Origin of the sequence: Mesorhizobium sp. C372A (assembly GCF_030323245.1) — a bacterium.
Classification (GTDB): Bacteria; Pseudomonadota; Alphaproteobacteria; order Rhizobiales; family Rhizobiaceae; genus Mesorhizobium.
The window spans coordinates 3,782,072-3,798,973 of the sequence record NZ_CP100475.1; the positions used below are offsets into that span (position 1 = coordinate 3,782,072).

19 protein-coding genes and 1 tRNA gene are annotated in these 16,902 nt (G+C 65.1%); 6 read left to right on the top strand and 14 right to left on the bottom strand.

The window, feature by feature from the left end; genetic code table 11:
- The first annotated feature begins 54 nt into the window (after positions 1 to 54).
- Together NLY42_RS17950 and ilvC are read left to right on the top strand one after the other, a co-directional pair.
- Positions 55 to 720 carry a TetR/AcrR family transcriptional regulator gene (locus NLY42_RS17950; protein ID WP_245263475.1) on the top strand — a complete coding sequence of 222 codons (666 nt, stop codon included), beginning with the start codon at positions 55 to 57 and terminating at the stop codon, positions 718 to 720.
- Between the two features lie 23 nt (positions 721 to 743).
- Positions 744 to 1,763: a ketol-acid reductoisomerase gene (gene ilvC / locus NLY42_RS17955; RefSeq protein WP_013531065.1), complete on the top strand. Its 1,020-nt coding sequence runs from the start codon at positions 744 to 746 to the stop codon at positions 1,761 to 1,763.
- Positions 1,764 to 1,826: 63 nt separating this feature from the next.
- On the opposite strand, the gene NLY42_RS17960 is transcribed toward ilvC, so the two are convergent.
- A complete protein-coding gene (locus NLY42_RS17960; RefSeq protein ID WP_023685169.1) occupies positions 1,827 to 2,111 on the bottom strand; it encodes a PilZ domain-containing protein in 285 nt (94 codons plus the stop codon).
- A gap of 170 nt (positions 2,112 to 2,281) precedes the next feature.
- The gene (locus NLY42_RS17965) at positions 2,282 to 2,875 is read right to left on the bottom strand and encodes a BA14K family protein (protein ID WP_023739158.1); all 594 of its coding nucleotides are present in this window, start codon (positions 2,873 to 2,875) and stop codon (positions 2,282 to 2,284) included.
- A gap of 157 nt (positions 2,876 to 3,032) precedes the next feature.
- On the opposite strand from NLY42_RS17965, the gene NLY42_RS17970 reads away from it, so the two are divergent.
- Complete coding sequence (locus NLY42_RS17970; protein WP_023753493.1) at positions 3,033 to 4,145, top strand: endonuclease/exonuclease/phosphatase family protein; 1,113 nt, start codon at positions 3,033 to 3,035, stop codon at positions 4,143 to 4,145.
- 5 nt (positions 4,146 to 4,150) lie between these two features.
- On the top strand, positions 4,151 to 4,870 hold the full coding sequence (locus NLY42_RS17975; protein ID WP_023753492.1) for an NUDIX hydrolase: 720 nt from the start codon (positions 4,151 to 4,153) through the stop codon (positions 4,868 to 4,870).
- Here the strand turns inward: NLY42_RS17975 and NLY42_RS17980 are convergent.
- From NLY42_RS17980 to NLY42_RS17995, 4 genes are all read right to left on the bottom strand, one after another.
- Positions 4,867 to 5,109 (bottom strand): hypothetical protein, encoded by a 243-nt coding sequence (locus NLY42_RS17980; RefSeq protein WP_023753491.1) that lies wholly within the window; start codon positions 5,107 to 5,109, stop codon positions 4,867 to 4,869. The genes NLY42_RS17975 and NLY42_RS17980 overlap by 4 nt on opposite strands.
- Positions 5,110 to 5,238: 129 nt before the next feature.
- Positions 5,239 to 6,456 carry an ABC transporter permease gene (locus tag NLY42_RS17985; RefSeq protein WP_023685173.1) on the bottom strand — a complete coding sequence of 406 codons (1,218 nt, stop codon included), beginning with the start codon at positions 6,454 to 6,456 and terminating at the stop codon, positions 5,239 to 5,241.
- Complete coding sequence (locus NLY42_RS17990; RefSeq protein WP_023685174.1) at positions 6,453 to 7,157, bottom strand: ABC transporter ATP-binding protein; 705 nt, start codon at positions 7,155 to 7,157, stop codon at positions 6,453 to 6,455. Before NLY42_RS17990 ends, NLY42_RS17985 begins: the two co-directional genes overlap by 4 nt.
- 4 nt (positions 7,158 to 7,161) lie before the next feature.
- Positions 7,162 to 8,448: an efflux RND transporter periplasmic adaptor subunit gene (locus tag NLY42_RS17995; RefSeq protein WP_023753490.1), complete on the bottom strand. Its 1,287-nt coding sequence runs from the start codon at positions 8,446 to 8,448 to the stop codon at positions 7,162 to 7,164.
- A 113-nt stretch (positions 8,449 to 8,561) separates the two neighbouring features.
- On the opposite strand from NLY42_RS17995, the gene NLY42_RS18000 reads away from it, so the two are divergent.
- Both NLY42_RS18000 and NLY42_RS18005 read left to right on the top strand, forming a co-directional pair.
- Positions 8,562 to 9,470 (top strand): PhzF family phenazine biosynthesis protein, encoded by a 909-nt coding sequence (locus tag NLY42_RS18000; protein ID WP_023753489.1) that lies wholly within the window; start codon positions 8,562 to 8,564, stop codon positions 9,468 to 9,470.
- 346 nt (positions 9,471 to 9,816) lie between these two features.
- Positions 9,817 to 9,892: transfer RNA gene (locus NLY42_RS18005), tRNA-Lys, on the top strand.
- Between the two features lie 177 nt (positions 9,893 to 10,069).
- Here NLY42_RS18005 and NLY42_RS18010 read toward each other — a convergent pair.
- From NLY42_RS18010 to NLY42_RS18045, 8 genes are all read right to left on the bottom strand, one after another.
- Entirely contained in the window at positions 10,070 to 10,342 is a 273-nt protein-coding gene (locus tag NLY42_RS18010) for a hypothetical protein (protein ID WP_155922523.1), read from the bottom strand.
- A 250-nt stretch (positions 10,343 to 10,592) separates the two neighbouring features.
- Positions 10,593 to 11,603 (bottom strand): nicotinate-nucleotide--dimethylbenzimidazole phosphoribosyltransferase, encoded by a 1,011-nt coding sequence (cobT, locus tag NLY42_RS18015; protein ID WP_023753487.1) that lies wholly within the window; start codon positions 11,601 to 11,603, stop codon positions 10,593 to 10,595.
- A gap of 24 nt (positions 11,604 to 11,627) precedes the next feature.
- Positions 11,628 to 12,395, bottom strand: coding sequence for an adenosylcobinamide-GDP ribazoletransferase (gene cobS / locus NLY42_RS18020; protein ID WP_031197669.1), 768 nt, complete (start codon positions 12,393 to 12,395; stop codon positions 11,628 to 11,630).
- Positions 12,392 to 13,705: a cobyrinic acid a,c-diamide synthase CobB gene (locus NLY42_RS18025; protein WP_023670839.1), complete on the bottom strand. Its 1,314-nt coding sequence runs from the start codon at positions 13,703 to 13,705 to the stop codon at positions 12,392 to 12,394. The genes cobS and NLY42_RS18025 overlap by 4 nt, the downstream gene beginning before the upstream one ends.
- A complete protein-coding gene (gene cobA, locus NLY42_RS18030; RefSeq protein ID WP_023746870.1) occupies positions 13,702 to 14,508 on the bottom strand; it encodes a uroporphyrinogen-III C-methyltransferase in 807 nt (268 codons plus the stop codon). The genes NLY42_RS18025 and cobA overlap by 4 nt, the downstream gene beginning before the upstream one ends.
- Positions 14,498 to 15,268, bottom strand: coding sequence for a precorrin-4 C(11)-methyltransferase (cobM, locus tag NLY42_RS18035; protein ID WP_023753486.1), 771 nt, complete (start codon positions 15,266 to 15,268; stop codon positions 14,498 to 14,500). Before cobM ends, cobA begins: the two co-directional genes overlap by 11 nt.
- A complete protein-coding gene (locus NLY42_RS18040) occupies positions 15,265 to 15,651 on the bottom strand; it encodes a cobalamin biosynthesis protein (protein WP_023753485.1) in 387 nt (128 codons plus the stop codon). The genes cobM and NLY42_RS18040 overlap by 4 nt, the downstream gene beginning before the upstream one ends.
- On the bottom strand, positions 15,648 to 16,874 hold the full coding sequence (locus tag NLY42_RS18045; RefSeq protein ID WP_023753484.1) for a bifunctional cobalt-precorrin-7 (C(5))-methyltransferase/cobalt-precorrin-6B (C(15))-methyltransferase: 1,227 nt from the start codon (positions 16,872 to 16,874) through the stop codon (positions 15,648 to 15,650). The genes NLY42_RS18040 and NLY42_RS18045 overlap by 4 nt, the downstream gene beginning before the upstream one ends.
- Positions 16,875 to 16,902 lie beyond the last annotated feature (28 nt).

The window sequence follows — 16,902 nt, forward strand, 5'->3', positions numbered from 1 at the left end:
TGCCGAACCGTAACGTACGGTACGCCGTTTGAGGCGACCCGGCGACCTCATCGAATGGGCAGGAAATTGTTGCAGGCAAGGGCCGAGATCGATACCAGCGAAGTGCTGACAGAGCGGCAAAAGGCCGTCCTGGACGCGGCTTTGCGGCTGCTGGTCGAGGAGGGCGACAATCTGACCATGACGGCGGTGGCGCGCCGCGCCAGCTGCTCGAAGGAAACGCTCTACAAATGGTTCGGCGACCGCGACGGACTGCTGACGGCGACCGTGCAGTGGCAGGCATCGAAAGTGCGCGTGGTGCCGGTCGACGGTGAGCGGCTCGATCTTGCCTCGCTGACGGCAAGCCTGGAAGGCTTCGCCTCGGACTGGCTGAAGGTGATTTCGAGCGATACCTCGATCGCGCTGAACCGCGTCGCGGTCGGCCATACCGGATCCGGAAAGGACGATCTCGGCGCGATCGTGCTGGAGAATGGCCGTTTCGCGCTGGCCAGACGGTTGAAGCCGGTGCTGCTTGCCGGCAAGCAGGCCGGGCTGCTCGACTTTACGGACGCCGAAATGGCGTTCCGGACCTTTTTCGGGCTGGTCGCCCGCGACGTGCAGATCCGTCTCCTGCTCGGCGACCGGCTGGAATTGACTGAAGCGGCGATCGGCGGCGATGCCGCCCGGGCGACGCAGCAGTTTCTCGCTCTTTATGGAGCAAAAACCGGGCCGCAAGGCCTCTAATCTCTGTGGGAAGGAAGCAAAAGATGCGTGTCTATTACGATCGCGACGCCGATCTCAATCTGATCAAGGGCAAGAAGGTCGCCATTATCGGCTATGGCAGCCAAGGCCGGGCGCACGCGCTCAACCTCAAGGATTCCGGCGCCAAGGAAATCGCCATCGGCCTCAAGGCTGGATCGGCGACCGCCAAGAAGGTCGAGGCCGACGGGCTCAAGGTGATGAGCGTGGCGGACGCTGCCAAATGGGCCGATTTGATGATGATGGCGACGCCTGACGAATTGCAGGCCGACATCTACAAAAACGAAATCGCGCCAAACATTCGTGACGGCGCCGCGATTGCCTTCGCGCACGGCCTCAACGTGCATTTCGGCCTCATCGAGCCGAAGTCGACCGTCGATGTCGTCATGATCGCGCCGAAAGGCCCCGGCCACACGGTGCGCGGCGAATACCAGAAGGGCGGGGGCGTGCCGTGCCTGGTCGCCGTCAACCAGGATGCTTCCGGCAACGCGCTCGATCTCGCTCTGTCCTACGCCTGCGGCGTCGGCGGCGGCCGTTCGGGCATCATCGAGACCAATTTCCGCGAGGAATGCGAGACCGATCTGTTCGGCGAGCAGGTCGTGCTCTGCGGCGGCCTGGTCGAGCTGATCCGCGCCGGCTTCGAGACGCTGGTTGAGGCCGGCTACGCACCCGAAATGGCCTATTTCGAGTGCCTGCACGAGGTCAAGCTGATCGTCGACCTGATCTATGAAGGGGGCATCGCCAACATGAACTACTCGATCTCGAACACGGCCGAATGGGGCGAATATGTCTCTGGCCCGCGCATTATCACCGCCGAGACCAAGGCCGAGATGAAGCGCGTGCTGAAGGACATCCAGACCGGAAAATTCACCTCGGAGTGGATGCAGGAATACCGCGCCGGCATGTCGCGCTTCAAGGGCATCCGCCGCAACAATGACAGCCACCAGATCGAGGAAGTCGGCGCCAAGCTGCGCGCCATGATGCCCTGGATTTCCAAGAACAAGCTGGTCGACAAGGCCAAGAACTAACCCGAGCAAAGAGCCGGCGGAGCGATCCGCCGGCTTTTGATGCCGGTTTATCGATCAGGATACTCAGCCATAGTGCCAATGCGGCTTCGGCTCGGTGCCGGTGAACTCGACGCCGATGCGGTCGTCGCGGCGCCAGCGCACGATGGCCTTGTAGCCGATGCCGTCGACCGGCACATAGAGCAGGAACTCGTCCGGCACGCGCGCGTCTATAGACACTTTCAGCTCGGCGCCGCCGGCATGCATGTTGCGCACCGTGCACTTGACCTCGGAATTGGTGAGGCCAGTCAGAATCGTCGCGCCTTTCAGCACGCGCTGCCGGTGTTTGTTTCGCAATTCGTTGTCGGCCATGACGGCACGTCCTTCGCGACCGGATCGGCGCGATCGTCCGATGGGGCACGATATCACGGATAGGCTGAGCCGATAAACATATGGTTAGCGGTGACCGAGACCAGCCGTCTTTCCCAAATGAAAACGGCGCCGCGATGGGGCGGCGCCGTCGTGTATTTGTCATTTATAGTTCAGCTGTAGGGCGACCAGCATTGCTGGCGCGGGCCACCATAGGGCTGGAACGTGTTGTCCCAGGCCCGGTAGGACCGATAGCGGTCGTAGCACCACTGTACATGGGCGCTGGACAGACGCTGCGTGCGGTAATAGCGGCGGGGCGCCGGCTGCACGTAATAGCCGTCATTGTAATAGCCGTTGTTGTAGTAGCCGTTGTTGTAGATGCTGCCGAGGCCGAGACCCAGGCCGAGGCCGAGAACTGCTGCGGCGCCGCTGTCAAAATCACGGCCGCGATGGTGACGGTGATGGCGCCAGCGCCAGTTGTCGCCGCCGTTCCAGTTGCCGCCATTCCAGTTGCCGTTGTTCCAGTTGCCTGACCGGGCAAAGCGACGGCCGTCGTGGCGGCGCCACTGCCAATCGTTGAAGGAGCGGCGGTCATTGCCGCCCGCCCAGCTGTCGCGAACCGGTGTGATGTCAGACAATGCGGTGCTTGTCGGCACCGCCAGGTTTGGCTGCAGGATCGGGCCGGCGGCGGATGGCGCCGTGAGACCCGAGAAAAGACCGAGCGCTAACAGCCCGGATTTGACTGTGGACGAAAAGAGCGAGCTCATTGCACTCTCCAAGTGATACAGGCCCCACGCCCGGATACCCCAGGGAAGTGGCCTATTGATGGACCTTGGCGTCTGAACGGAGGATGAACAGAAAGGTTCCATCAGCCATGACAAGCAGCCCTTGTTTTCATGGGCGCTTGCAGGCAAAGGTCAGTCCATGTCGCTGCGCCTCGCCACTTTCAATGTCGAAAACCTGATGAACAGGTTCGATTTCTCGGGCTTCCGCAACCAGCTCAACGAAGACCGCACGCTGGCGCTTTTCGACATCCAGAGCGAAGCCGAATACCGGATGCTGGAGCAGGCGCGCGCCATCGCGCAATCCGACGATACGCGCCAGTTGACCGCGCTCGCCATTGCCGCCACCCGTGCGGACATCATCTGCATGCAGGAGGTCGACAACATCGAGGCGCTGAAGGCCTTCGAGTACGGCTATCTCTTCAAGATGGTGGGCGAGGGTTACCGGCAGAAATACACCACCGCCGGCAATGATTCGCGCGGCATCGACGTTGCCGTGATGATGCGCAACGAGACCGCGCAAGGTCAGCCGATCGAGTTCGTGCGCATGACCAGCCATGCCTATGTCACCTTCGAGCAGTTCGGATTGCACACGCCTGAACTCGAGGCGCTCGGCAACCTGGCCAATGAACGCATCTTCCGGCGCGACTGCCTGGAGGTCGACATCAAGGTCGGCGGCGTGCCGCTGACGCTTTATCTCGTCCATCTCAAATCGATGGGCTCGCCGCGCAACGGGCTCGACGGACGCGAGGCGACGATGCCGGTGCGCATCGCCGAGGCGCAAGCCGTGCGCCGCATCATCGACGAGCGCTTCGGCAAAGAGCACGCAGCCGACAAAAACTGGGCGATCTGCGGCGACATGAACGACTACCGCCAGCGGGTGAAGATCGGGGGCGACGCTATCGACGGCTACCGCTTCCAGGTGATCGACGAGAGCCAGTCCTGTATCGATGTGCTCACCGCCGGCGGCTTTTGCGAGAATGTCGTCGAACGCCGGCCGGAGATGGACCGCTGGAGTTTCTACCACACGCGCGGGCCGAAGGAGCGGCATCTGTGCCAGCTCGACTACATCCTGCTGTCGAAAGGGCTGGCGGCGAAGAATGCGACGGCGGTTCCCGACATCATCCGCAACGGCCAGCCCTGGCGCACCATCTTTCCGGCGGGACAGGCGGTGGAGCGCTTTCCGCGCGCCGGCTGGGACCGGCCGAAGGCGTCGGACCATTGTCCCGTCGCAATTACCCTGGACATGGCTTGAGCACGGTGAGCTTCGACCTGCCGCGCAACGTCATCCTGCCCGTCGACGAAATCGACGTCCGGCTCGACCCCGGCCCGCATCCGTTCGAGCGCGACAACGCGCAGGCGATCACTGACAACTGGCGGCGTGAGGTTACGGCCAATCCGGAGCTGTTCGACGGCACGGTGGTGCTGCTCTCGGCGCTCGCCTGGCGCGACAACCGGATCGTCGGGCGTTGTCACGCTGTGAAGTACTCGACCTTCCTGCTGTGGCGAAAGAACCGGCAGGGGACGGGCGCCGAGCATGCCTATGGCCACGCCATGCTGGTCGCCGGCGACAACGCCCTGGTGGCGATCCGCATGGGCGCGCACACGGTCCCGGCCGGCAGTGTCTACTTCGCTGCCGGCTCGTTCGAGCCGATCGATTTTCGCGATGGCCGCGTCGATGTCGATTTCAACATGATCCGCGAAGTGCGCGAGGAGACCGGGCTTGACCTGACAGGCGCCGCGCGCGGCAAGCGCTACCATGCGCTGTCGACTTCGACCGGCACGGTCCTCTTCCGCCGCTACCACGTCGATGCGCCGGCCGACGAGATTGCGCGGCGCATCGGCGCCTTCGTCGCGACCGAGACCGAGCCGGAGATCGAGGGGCCGGTGATCATCCGCCACGCCGCCGACCTGCCGGAAGGGCTGGCACCGCATATGAAGCCGCTGGTCGAGTGGCATTTTGGCGGTGGCGGGGGCTAACGGCGCGGATTGTTCTGCGCCGCCTTGCGGTCGTTGCGGGCGGCGACGAGGAACAGGATGACGCCGATGCCCAGCAATCCACCCATGACCATGCCCATCGTCTGGCCGACGACTGCCTGAAAATCGGCGGTGACACGATCGGGATTGGCCATGCCGTAGCGGGCGAGATACCACCAAAGTCCCGCAAGGCCGCCTTCGATGATCACCATCGTCAGAATCAGCCGCGCCTTCTTGCTCATTGCCACTCCTTGACCAGATGCTTTGCTCTAAAATTAGCATCGCAGACCGGACGACAACAAGTATTGCCGATGTCGACAAGCACCCATCCTTGTGGATAGCGGTTGGTTGCGGTGGAGCTGATCTGGCGCTTATTCGTGGCGCAGCGCGTCGATCGGGTCGAGCCTGGCGCCGCGCAGCGCCGGGAAGAAGCCGAACACCATGCCGATCAGCGCCGAAAAACCGACGGCGAGCAGGATGACCGCCGGGCTCGGCGCAAACGGTATGGCCAGCGTTGCCGAGGCGAGGCCGGCCAGCGCCAGGCCGATCAGGATGCCGATAATGCCGCCGAGCAGCGACAGCACCGTCGCCTCGACCAGGAACTGGATGAGGATGTGCTTTTCATGCGCGCCGATGGCGAGCCTGATGCCGATCTCGCGGGTGCGCTCAGTGACCGAGACCAGCATGATGTTCATGATCCCGATGCCGCCGACCAGCAGGCTGACGCCCGCGACGGCGCCCAGCATGCCGGTCATGGTGGTGGTGGCGCTGGCCATGGCGTCGGCGATCTGGGTCATGTCGCGGATCGAGAAATCGTCTTCGCGGTCCGGCGTGATGCGGCGGGTGTCGCGCAAAATGTCTTCGACTCGCGGCTGCAATTCGGTGGTCGGGGTGCGGTCGTCGGCGGCGACGTAGATGTTGTCGATGTCGCGGTTGCCGGCGATGCGGCGCTGATAGGCGGCAAGCGGCATCAAGACGACATTGTCCTGGTCCTGGCCGAAGCCGGTATAGCCCTTGGGTTCGAGCAGGCCGATGATCTTGCACGAGGTGCGGTTGACGCGGATGATCTCGCCCTCGGGTTCGCCGGCGCCGAAGAATTGCTGGCGCACCGTTTCGCCGATCAGGCAGACGCCGGTGCCGGAGCGTGTTTCCGAATCCGAGAATGGGCGGCCCGACACCAGCTTCCAGTCGCGGGCGTCGAGATAGGCGCTGTCGGTGCCGGTGACGCCCGAGGTCAAGCTCTCGGTGCCGAAAATGACGCGGACTTGTTTCTGCGACGCCGGCGCAATGGCGCGCGCTCCGGTCAGGTGGGCTACGAGGGCGGCTACATCCTTGTCGGCCAGAGGCCGTACCGCCTGGTCGAGCCCGCCTGGTCCGCCGGTGCCTGCCGGGCGGCCGGAACGGACGACGAGCAGGTTCGAGCCGAGCTTGGCGATGTCCGACTTGACCTTGGCCGTGGTGCCCGAACCGATGGTCAGCATGGCGATGACGGCGGCGACACCGATGACGATGCCGAGCAGCGTCAGGAACGAGCGCAGCACATTGCGGCGGATGGAGCGCAGAGAGAGGCGGACGGTTTCCCAGATCATGACGCCAACTCCGACTTGGCCGTGTCGGACGCGACGTGGCCGTCGAGGAAGCGGATGGTGCGCTCGGCATAATCGGCGACATCGGCCTCGTGGGTGACCATGGCGATGGTCAAGCCGAGCTCCCGGTTCAGCCGCGTCAACAACTCCATGATCTCATGCGTGCGGGCGGTGTCGAGATTGCCGGTCGGCTCGTCGGCGACGAGCAGCGTAGGCCTGGTGACGATGGCGCGCGCGATCGCCACGCGCTGCTGCTGGCCGCCGGAGAGTTCGGCCGGCGTGTGATGTTCGCGCCCGACCAGGCCGACCTCCGCCAGCGCCTGCATGGCAAGATCGCGGCGCTCGCGGGCCGGCGCGCCGCGATAGATCAGCGGCAGCTCGACATTTTCCGCCGCCGTGGTGCGCGGCAACAGATTGTAACCCTGGAAGACGAAGCCGATATAGAGATTGCGCAGAAGCGCCCGGCGGTTGCGGTCGAGCCGCCCGGCGTCGATGCCCATGAAGGAGTAGGTTCCGGCCGTCGGCGTGTCGAGGCAACCGATGATGTTCATCGCGGTCGATTTGCCCGAACCGGACGGGCCCATGATGGCGACGAATTCGCCACGCTGGATGGCGAGGTCGACGCCGGCCAGCGCATGGACCTTGGCTTCGCCCTGGCCATAGCTCTTCCAGACCGTGTCGAAACCGATGAGGCCCGCGGCCATGGCGTCAGCTCCGCAGCTGCGAGGCCGTGATAACCTCTGCACCTTCGTCCAGCCCGGAGGTGATCTCGGTCAGTTCGCCGTCGGTAGAGCCGATCTTGACGTTGACCGGATGCGGCCGGCCGTTCTCCAGCACATAGAGCGTGCGTGAGCCGTCGGTGGGCGCCTTCACCGGCTGGCGGCGGTTGCCGCCACGGCCCATGCGGCCGGTGAACAGATCGCTGAGGCTCCACGCGCGCGCGGCCTGCTGCGCCGGGCGGTAGCGGAAAGCGGTGGACGGCACCGTGAGCACGCTCTTGGCCTGCCTGGTGACGACCGAAACCGTGGCGGTCATGCCGGGCCGCAGCAAAAGCTCGTTATTGTTGACTTCCAACCGTGCATTGTAGGTGACGACGCCGTCGGTGGTGACCGAGGCGTAGGAGATGTCGCGGATCTCGGCGTCGAACGGCCGCTCCGGAAAGGCATCGACGGTGAAGCGTGCATGCTGGCCTGGTTTGACCGCGCCGATATCGGCCTCGTCGACCGCCGCCATCAATTCCATGTTCCTCAAATCGGCGGCGATGATGAACAGAACCGGCGCCTGCAGCGAGGAGGCGACCGTCTGGCCGGGGTCGACGGAACGCGTCAAAACGATGCCGTCGATCGGCGCATAGATGGTGCTCTTGGCAAGGTCGGTCTGCTGCGCCTTGAGATCGGCCTGGGCGATGGCGAGATTGGCCTGCGCACTATCAAGCGCCGCCTTGGAGCGGTCGCGCGTGGCAGTCGCCGCCTCGAGCGACTGATCGGTCGCCATGCCACGCCTGGTCAGTTCGGCCGCGCGGGTGAGGGCGCTTTCGTTCTCCTTCAGGGTTACCGTGGCGTCCTCGACATTGGCGGCAGCGGCCTTGGCCGAGGCTTCGGCGCGTTCGATCTGGACCTCAAGTTTCACCGTGTCTAGCGTCGCCAGCACATCGCCCTTCTTGACCTGCTGGTTCTCTTCGGCCGACACCGAGCGGATGATGCCGGACAGTTCGCTTGAAATGTCGACCTGGGTAAGGGGCTGCAGCGTGCCGGTCGCCGATACCGCGACGGTGAGGTCGGCAATGGTGGCCGGCGTTGTGGTGTAGTCGATCTTGGCCGGGGAGCCGGCATACCATTGGTAGCCGGCGAGGCCGCCGGCAAGTGCGATCAGCGCCAGCAGCGCGTAAAGCCAGCCACGACGGCGCGTCTTGCGCACACCACTCTGGTCAAGCCCAAGCGCCGCCTCGATGGCGGAATCCGATTCCGTCTTTGGCAGATTGACAAGCTGGTCCACGCCGGACCCCTATGAAAGCGTAATGTCCCTAGTTGTGCACAGATCAGGCTTGGTGGTTCGAATATCAAATTAAATTTCGGCCATGTTCGGATTGAGGCGGAAGGTTTTTCAAGATGCAGACCCGCAATTACTTGCTCTACGATGTGTTTACGACGGAGCGGCTGGCCGGCAATCCGCTGGCTGTCGTGCTCGACAGCCAAGGGCTGGATACAGCCGCCATGCAGGCCATTGCGCGCGAGTTCAACCTGTCCGAATCGGTCTTCGTACTGCCGCCGGACAATCCAAAACATCGCAACCGCATCCGCATTTTCACGCCCGACTATGAGATGCCGTTCGCCGGACATCCGACAGTTGGCGCCGCGATCGCGCTGGCCGAACTGACAGGCGAGGGCGAAGCCGGCATCTTCGTGCTGGAGGAGAATATCGGCCCGGTGCGCTGCGCCGTCAGCCGGCACGATGGCGCCACCTTTGCCGAGTTCGACCTGGCGAAGCTGCCGGAGCCGCTGAAGCTCGATGCCGACCCGGAGGCGATCGGCGCCGCCCTCGGGCTGGCGCCGCACGAGATCGGCTTCGAGAATCACCTGGTGTCGTTCTGGTCGGCAGGCGTGCCTTACGTCACCATTCCGGTTGCCAATCTGGAGGCTGCCGGCCGGATCAAGCTCGACAACCAGGCCTGGTCCGAACTGGCGCCGCGCAAGAGCGAATGGGCTTTCGCCAGCCCGTATGTCTATTGCCGCCAGACGGTGAAGCATGACAGCGCCTTCCATGTCCGTATGATCGTGCCGGGCACGCCGTCCTATGAAGACCCGGCGACCGGGTCGGCGGCGGCGGCCTTTGCCGGCGCCATCATGCAGTTCGATGGCCCGACCGACGGCATTTCGCAGCTGTGGATCGAGCAGGGGCTGGAGATGGGCCGGCCATCGCGTATCCGGCTCGAACTCACTGTCGAGGGCGGAAAACTGGCCTCGGCGCGCATCGGCGGCCATGCGGTAAAGGTGGCGGAAGGCAAGCTGTTCGTTTGAGTGGCCCGTGGCTGAGATCGTCGCTGTCGGCGATCCTTCACGCCCCCCTCTGTCCTGCCGGACATCTCCCCCACGAGGGGGGAGATCGGATGTCGCATTGGCTTTCGCCAATCTCCAACGCCGAAAGACAGGCGAAACGGCAAGGCTGCCAATCTCCCCCCAAGTGGGGGAGATGCCCGGCAGGGCAGAGGGGGGCGCTGTCCCGCCGACGACTCTGGTTTTTGCTTCGCTGCAACACTCGAAACCGAAGCCCGGAGCGATTTGTCGGGAAATGATTCCGGCAGGGCTGGACAGGACCGGTATCGGCGGCTATATGCCCGCCAACGCCGGTTTTTGCCGGCCGAGTGGGTGCGTAGCTCAGTTGGTAGAGCAGCTGACTCTTAATCAGCGGGTCCACAGTTCAATCCTGTGCGCACCCACCAAATTTCTAGAAGAGTTGGTGGAAGACCTTGGAATGCCGGACGCGTTGACGCGCCTCGACATGCCTCAATCATGGGGCAGGTTTGCCTTAAACTCGGCGGCCGGTAAGCCGGTGCGCTATTTGGCGAAGGAGTGAAGGCCGCGCTGGATTAAGAAAAGCCCGGAAGCCGAAGCCGCCATCAATTAAAGCCAGTTTGAAACCACGGACTGGTGTCATACCCTAAGCGCGGATTATAATGATCCAGGAAGTTTTCGGCCCTATTTGACGGTCGCGCAACCACGGTGCCTGTCGATTTGCAATCCGGTTTCGCGGTCGGCTTGCTGCCAGCCTTCTTATGAGCTGTAGAACACGAGGTTGTAGCCTGAGCGGTGGCCACCTTTTTCTTCTCTTTCGCAACAGCTGCTCCGGTAGCGGCCAATACTATTGCTACGCCAAAGACAACGAGTTTCATTGAAAACGCCCTCACCCTGCACAATCCGTAATGATTGCGCCTGGTCACCGTTACGTCAATCACATTTTGTCGGCAACGGCGGCGAATAGTGCCAGTAAAAAGAGCCCACCACAGAAGCAGCGGGCCAACCCCCAGGTGGGGAATCTTTCAGCGGCCGTGCTGTTCGAGCCACCAGCCTGGAATGCCAGTGACCGGCCCGACGATGGTCAGTGAAGGTTCGGGCCGGCGCCCTCCCGTCAAATCGCTCTAGCTACTTCTCTGACACGCCAGCCTCGGCAAAACTCGCCATCCTCGCATGGCATTCCAGTGCCGAGCGGACGATGTTGACGGCGAGGCAGGCGCCGGAGCCTTCGCCGAGCCGCATGCCGAGGTCGAGCAGCGGCGGCAGGCCGAGCGCTTCGAGCAGGCGGCGGTGGCCGGATTCGGCTGAGACATGGGCGGCGATGGTGTGGGCAAGGCCGTTGGGGTGCAGCCGCGCCAGGGGTGCTGCGGCGGCCGTGCAGACGAAGCCGTCGAGCAGCACCGGGACGTTCTTGCGGCGGGCGGCGAGCGTGGCGCCGAAGATGGCGGCGAGTTCGCGGCCGCCAAGGGCGGCGGCGATCTTCAGCGGGTCGGACAGCGCGTCGGCATGGCGCTTGAGGCCGGATTCAATGGCGGTGACCTTGCGCTTCAGCCCGGCATCGTCGACGCCCGTGCCGCGCCCGGTCCATTTTTCAGCGCCGCCGCCGAACAGGGCGGTCGAGATGGCGGCCGCCGGCGTGGTGTTGCCGATGCCCATCTCGCCGAAACAGACGAGGTCGAGGTCGTTCGTCACCGCGTCGTAGCCTGCCGAGACGGCGGCGAGGAAGGTTTTTTCGTCCATTGCCGGCACGTCAGTGAAGTCGCCGGCCGGATGATCGAGATCGAGCGGGATGACGTCGAGTTCCGCGCCGGCGATGCGGGCCAGCTGGTTGATGGCGGCGCCGCCGCCGGCGAAATTCGCCACCATCTGCACCGTCACTTCCGACGGGAAGGCCGACACGCCTTGCGCCGTCACACCGTGGTTGCCGGCGAACACGAAGACTTTGACGCGGTCGAGTTTCGGCATGTCGCGACCCTGCCAGCGCGCCAGCCAGGCGGCGAGAGTTTCCAGCCGGCCCAGGCTGCCTTGCGGCTTGGTCAGCGTGTCTTGGCGGCGGGCGACGGCGTTGGCGGCGGTATCGCTGCCGGCAGGCAGATCGAGACAGGCGGCGCGCAGTTCGTCGAATGATTTGAATGGCATGGGGAAGGAATCTCCGGGGAAGAATCAGGACAGGGAAACGGAAGCGACGAGCAGGACAGTGATCTCGCCCAGCTGCTGCAGGGCGCCGATCGTGTCACCGGTGTGGCCGCCGATCTGGTTGAGGGACAGCGCGCGCAAGGCGCTGAACACGAGAGCGAGCAGGATCAGTGCGGCACAGGCGCCGCCGAGCCCCAGCGTCAGAAGGGGGATGGCGCCGAGCACGGCGCCGAGAACAGCTGTCTGGGCCGAGACGGTCCCGGCGCCGGCAGACAGGCCGTCACTGCGCGCCGCCGGCGCCAGATGCATGAACGCGCCGAGCAGGCCGCGCGATGCGGCGTGTGCGGCGATCAGCGCGAAGAGCACGCTTGTCGGATTGGCCAGTTGCGACAGCGCGCTCCAGCGGATGAGCATCGACAGGCCAAGAGCTGCTGCGCCATAGGCGCCGATGCGGCTGTCGCGCATGATCTCCAGTTTTTTATCGCGCGTCTTGCCGCCGCCAAAACCGTCGGCGACATCCGACAGCCCGTCCTCATGCAGGCAGCCCGTGGCGAGCAGGGTTGCTGCAAGCGCAAGGGCTGCTGCCGGGCCGGGGGCAAGGCCGAGCTGTACGCCCGCTGCGTAGACGACAGCACCAACCACAGCGATGGCGAGGCCGGCGACAGGCGCCGCCCAGATCGCATCGGCCAGGCTGCGGCCACGAAAGTCGAAGACCGGCAGCGGCAGCCGGGTGAAGAAGACGAGGCAAAGCGCGACGTCCTCGAGCGCTTGCCGGGGCGAGGGCACGGCGGTCATGCACTCCTCGCAATGGCATGAAAGAAGGTGCCGCTGACATGGCCGCGCCGGTAGCCGGAGGCGCCGAGTGGATTGCCCTGGCCATCGGCTAGGTCGGCCAGCGGCTCGTCATTGCCGGTCGCAATCATCTGCGCATAGTGGAATTCATGGCCACGGATCAGCGCGCCTTGCGGCCCCAGCGGACAGGCGACGCGCAGGCGTGCCTCGCGGTAGCCGAGGTTCATCTTGCGCTTGGCAAAGCTGGTGGAATGGCCGAGCAGGCCAAGCATGGCGTGCGTCTCGCCGGCCGCGTCCTCCAGCGCTTCGCCCAGCACCATGAAGCCGCCGCACTCGCCATGGATCGGCTTGGTCTCGGCAAACCTGGCCATGCCAGCTCGGAAATTGGTCGCCGCCGCGAGGCTGCCGGAGTGGAGCTCGGGATAGCCGCCGGGCAGCCAGCAGACATCGCAATTCTGCACCGGTGCTTCGTCGGCTAGCGGCGAGAACGGCACGATCTCGGCGCCGGCCTGACGCCAGTGGGCGGCGACGTGCGGATAGAGGAAGGTGAAGGCGGCGTCTTCGGCGAGCGCGATTCGTTGGCCGGGCGGCTGCAAGGCATGTTCGAAACTGCCTGATGCCGGCGAAAACGGCGCGGCCAGCGCCATGATGGCGTCAAGGTCGAGGGATTTCTCGACCATGTCGGCGAGGCGGTCGAGATGCGTCATCAGGTCGGCATATTCGCCGGCCTGGACGAGGCCGAGATGGCGCTCCGGCAAATTGAGCGTGGGATCGCGCAGGATGGCGCCGACGACCGGCAGGCCGAGCGTTTCGATCGCCTCGCTGCACAGCTTGCGGTGGCGCTCGCTGCCGAGACGGTTGAGCACGATTCCGGCCATGCGCACATCCGGGTCGTAGGTGGCAAAACCCTTCGCGACGGCGGCCGCCGTCGTCGACTGTCCCGAGACGTCGAGCACCAAAAGCACCGGCAGGTGGTAGAGCCGCGCCAGATCGGCGGCCGAGCCGGTGCGGCCTTGTCCGGCCGGGATGCCGTCGAACAGGCCCATGGCGCTTTCGAGGAAGATAAAATCGGCGTCCTCGGTGGCATTGCCGGCCAACGCGTTGAGCAGGTCAGGCGACATCGCCCAGCTGTCCAGGTTGACGCCGGACAGGCCAGTGGCGGCGGTATGAAAACCCGGATCGATATAGTCGGGGCCGGACTTGGCGCCGCGCACCTTGATGCCGCGCCGGGCGAGCGCGCGCAAAATGCCGATGGTGACGCTGGTCTTGCCGGAGCCGGAACGCGGCGCGCCGATGATGATGGCGCGGGTCATGCGTTACCCGCCAGTGCTGCGCGCATGGCGACGATGCCGCCGACGACAATGAGGGCCGGCGAGGCCAATTCCGCCGCGGCGGCCGCTTCGGAAATGGTGGCGAGTGTCGCGACGACGGTCCGCTCCTGCGGTGTCGTCGCCGAAACGATGACAGCCGCCGGCGTCGACGGCGCCAGCCCGCCTTCGAGCAGCGACGCGGCGATAACAGGCAGATTGGCCATGCCCATATAGATGACCACCGGCTGGCCGGTGCGGGCGATCGCGCCCCAGTCGAGATCGTCATCTGTGCCGGCGGCATGACCTGTCGCCAGGATGATCGCCTTGTTGATGCCGCGCATGGTTGCGGGAATGCCGGTGGCGGCCAGCGCGCTCAGCCCCGATGTCAGGCCGGGCAGGACGCGGAACGGGATTTTTTCGCGCGCCAGCGCCAGCGCCTCTTCGCCGCCACGGCCGAAAATATAGGGATCGCCACCCTTCAGCCTGATGACGCGGCGGCCATCGCGCGCCAGCCGCACCAGCAAAGCGGTGATGTCGTCCTGCTTCATCGACGGCTTGCCGCCGCGCTTTCCCGCAAAGAACAGCTGGGCATTGTCCGCAACGGCGACAACGTCAGAGGAGACCAGCGCGTCATAGACCACAGCGTCGGCCTCGGCCAATGCCGCCAGCACTTCCAGCGTCAGGCAGCCGGGATCGCCGGGGCCGGCGCCGGCCAGCCAGACATGGCCCGGCTCAAGCCGGCGCGGCTTGAAGTTCAGCCGGGCAAGGGCCTGTTCGAGCGTGGTGTTTTCGCTTTTACCGCTCACAATCCGTCCGTCCCCGGAAACGCCGCTGATAGTGGGCGTCGTACAATGAACTCTCGCCAAAACCTTCCGCTGCCAGCGAGCGGCCGACGAAGATGATCGCCGTGCGCTCCATCGGGTCGGCGGCGAGCAGTGCCTCGATCGTGGCGAGCGTGCCGGTCAGCACGCGCTCGTCCGGCCATGAAGCGCGAAAGACGATCGCCACCGGGCAATCGCCGCCATAATGCGGCGACAATTCGGCGACGACTCGGTCGATGGCGTGGATGGCGAGATGAATGGCCATCGTCGCGCCGGTGCGGCCGAAGCCGGCCAGCGTTTCGCCCGGCGGCATTTTCGAGGCGCGGCCGGAGACGCGGGTCAGCACCAGGCTTTGCGCCACCTCGGGAATGGTCAGTTCGCGGCGAAGGGCTGCGGCTGCGGCGGCGAAAGAGGGAACGCCCGGTGTCAGCGTGTAGGGGATGCCGTGCTTTTCCAGCCGGCGGATCTGCTCGGCAACCGCACTCCACACCGAGAGATCGCCGGAATGCAGTCGGGCGATGTCATGGCCGGCCTGATGGGCTTCCAGATACGCGGCCTCGATCTCGTCGAGCGACATGGGCGCGGTGTCGATCAGTTTTGTGCCAGGCGCGCAGTGCTGCAGCAATTCCGGCGCGACGATCGAGCCGGCATGCAGACAGACCGGGCAGCTTGCCAGCAGCTTGGCGCCGCGCAGTGTGATGAGGTCGGCGGCACCGGGACCGGCGCCGATGAAATGCACGGTCATGGCGCGTCTCCGCTGATGGCGATGGCGCAGGTGACCGGGCCGAGCACGGTGCGTGGACCAAGCAGCTTCGCACCGGGGCCGGCAACGGCAAGGGCGGAGGCTTCTGAGACGGAGGGTGTGCCGGCGAGATCCTGCGAGAGATCGGATTTGCTGAGTGCCTCCGACGAGACGGCCTGAAGTGCTGCGTCATCAACGATGATGACGGGAAGGTTGAGCGTGCGGCCAGCGGCAGAGATCGCTTCTTCGTCTTTCTTGAGCGAGGCAGTCGCCAGTGCCGACAGCGCCGTCGTCGCCAGCCCGTGCGCTTCGAGCGCCGTTTCTATCGCCGCGAGCACGTCTTCGACGCTCACGCCCTTCCGGCTGCCGATGCCCGCCACCATCATGGCTTCACCCAGCTCCACTGGGTGACCGGCATGGCCGGGCGCCAGGCCTGCATCGAACCGACAGGAGAAGCGCGGGAAATGGTGATGCGGGTAAGGTCGCCGCCGCGCTTGATGTGCTCCGCGAGAAGCAGCGCCTCCATCTCCAGCGTCACCGCATTGGCAACGAGACGGCCACGGGATGGCAGCGCCTTGATGGCGGCGTTCAGTACGCCGGCGTCGCTGCCACCTCCGCCGATGAAGATCGCATCCGGCGTGTCCAGCCCGGCCAGTGCCTTGGGCGCCGACCCTTCCACCACGACAAGACCGGGCACGCCGCAATGCGCGGCGTTGCGGACGATGCGGGCGGCGCGGTCGCTGTTGGCCTCGATGGCGATGGCGCGCGTCGAGGGGTGAGCGAGCATCCATTCGATGCCGATGGAGCCGGAACCGGCGCCGATGTCCCACAGCAATTCGCCACGCCTCGGCGCCAGCGCCGCAAGCGTGATGGCGCGGATGTCGTGCTTGGTGATCTGGCCGTCGTGCTCGAACAGATGGTCGGCGCGGCCAACGGTCAGCGGCAGGATGCGGGCCTCTTGTGTCGATTCAAGCTCAAGCGCCAGCACGTTGAGCGGATTGATGTCTCTGAGATCGAAAGCGTCGGCACGTGCCGAGCGAAGCTTCTCGTTCGGTCCGCCCAGCGCTTCCAGAACGGTCAGCCGCGAACCGCCGAAGTCGAGCTCTACGAGCAGGCGCGCTATTGTCGCTGGTGCGTCGCCGTCCGATGTCAGCGCCAGGATGCGCGCCCTGGGATGCAGCAGCGGCCGGATCAGATCGAGTGGGCGGCCATGCAGCGAGATCGTCTCGATGTCCTGCAACGCCCAGCCGAGCCGGGCGGCAGCCAGCGAAATCGCCGATGGCGCGGGGATGACATGCATTTGCCCAGGCTTCACCTTGCGGGCAAGCGTAGCGCCGACACCATGGAAGAACGGATCGCCGGAGGCGAGCACGCAGACCTGCCGGCCGGCCAGCGCCAGCACGTCTGCCATGCCGGCATCGAAAGGAACCGGCCAGGCGCGCGCCTCGCCCTTGGCCAGGGAGGCCACCAGCGCCAGATGCCGCTTGCCGCCGAAGACGAATTCGGCCTCGGCGATCAACCGCTTGGCCTTGTCGCCGAGACCCGCTAAACCGTCCTCGCCGATGCCGATGATTGTAAGCCATTTTGGCGTGGGCTGTTTTTTTGACATGTCGCGCCGCCCCTCATCCGCCTGAGGC

Coding starts and splice junctions, on each gene's coding strand:
- NLY42_RS17950 (WP_245263475.1), top strand. CDS start 55: ATGGGCAGGAAATTGTTGCAGGCAAGGGCCGAGATCGATACCAGCGAA.
- ilvC (WP_013531065.1), top strand. CDS start 744: ATGCGTGTCTATTACGATCGCGACGCCGATCTCAATCTGATCAAGGGC.
- NLY42_RS17960 (WP_023685169.1), bottom strand. CDS start 2,111: ATGGCCGACAACGAATTGCGAAACAAACACCGGCAGCGCGTGCTGAAA.
- NLY42_RS17965 (WP_023739158.1), bottom strand. CDS start 2,875: ATGAGCTCGCTCTTTTCGTCCACAGTCAAATCCGGGCTGTTAGCGCTC.
- NLY42_RS17970 (WP_023753493.1), top strand. CDS start 3,033: ATGTCGCTGCGCCTCGCCACTTTCAATGTCGAAAACCTGATGAACAGG.
- NLY42_RS17980 (WP_023753491.1), bottom strand. CDS start 5,109: ATGAGCAAGAAGGCGCGGCTGATTCTGACGATGGTGATCATCGAAGGC.
- NLY42_RS17985 (WP_023685173.1), bottom strand. CDS start 6,456: ATGATCTGGGAAACCGTCCGCCTCTCTCTGCGCTCCATCCGCCGCAAT.
- NLY42_RS17990 (WP_023685174.1), bottom strand. CDS start 7,157: ATGGCCGCGGGCCTCATCGGTTTCGACACGGTCTGGAAGAGCTATGGC.
- NLY42_RS18000 (WP_023753489.1), top strand. CDS start 8,562: ATGCAGACCCGCAATTACTTGCTCTACGATGTGTTTACGACGGAGCGG.
- NLY42_RS18010 (WP_155922523.1), bottom strand. CDS start 10,342: ATGAAACTCGTTGTCTTTGGCGTAGCAATAGTATTGGCCGCTACCGGA.
- cobT (WP_023753487.1), bottom strand. CDS start 11,603: ATGCCATTCAAATCATTCGACGAACTGCGCGCCGCCTGTCTCGATCTG.
- cobS (WP_031197669.1), bottom strand. CDS start 12,395: ATGACCGCCGTGCCCTCGCCCCGGCAAGCGCTCGAGGACGTCGCGCTT.
- NLY42_RS18025 (WP_023670839.1), bottom strand. CDS start 13,705: ATGACCCGCGCCATCATCATCGGCGCGCCGCGTTCCGGCTCCGGCAAG.
- cobM (WP_023753486.1), bottom strand. CDS start 15,268: ATGACCGTGCATTTCATCGGCGCCGGTCCCGGTGCCGCCGACCTCATC.
- NLY42_RS18040 (WP_023753485.1), bottom strand. CDS start 15,651: ATGATGGTGGCGGGCATCGGCAGCCGGAAGGGCGTGAGCGTCGAAGAC.
- NLY42_RS18045 (WP_023753484.1), bottom strand. CDS start 16,874: ATGTCAAAAAAACAGCCCACGCCAAAATGGCTTACAATCATCGGCATC.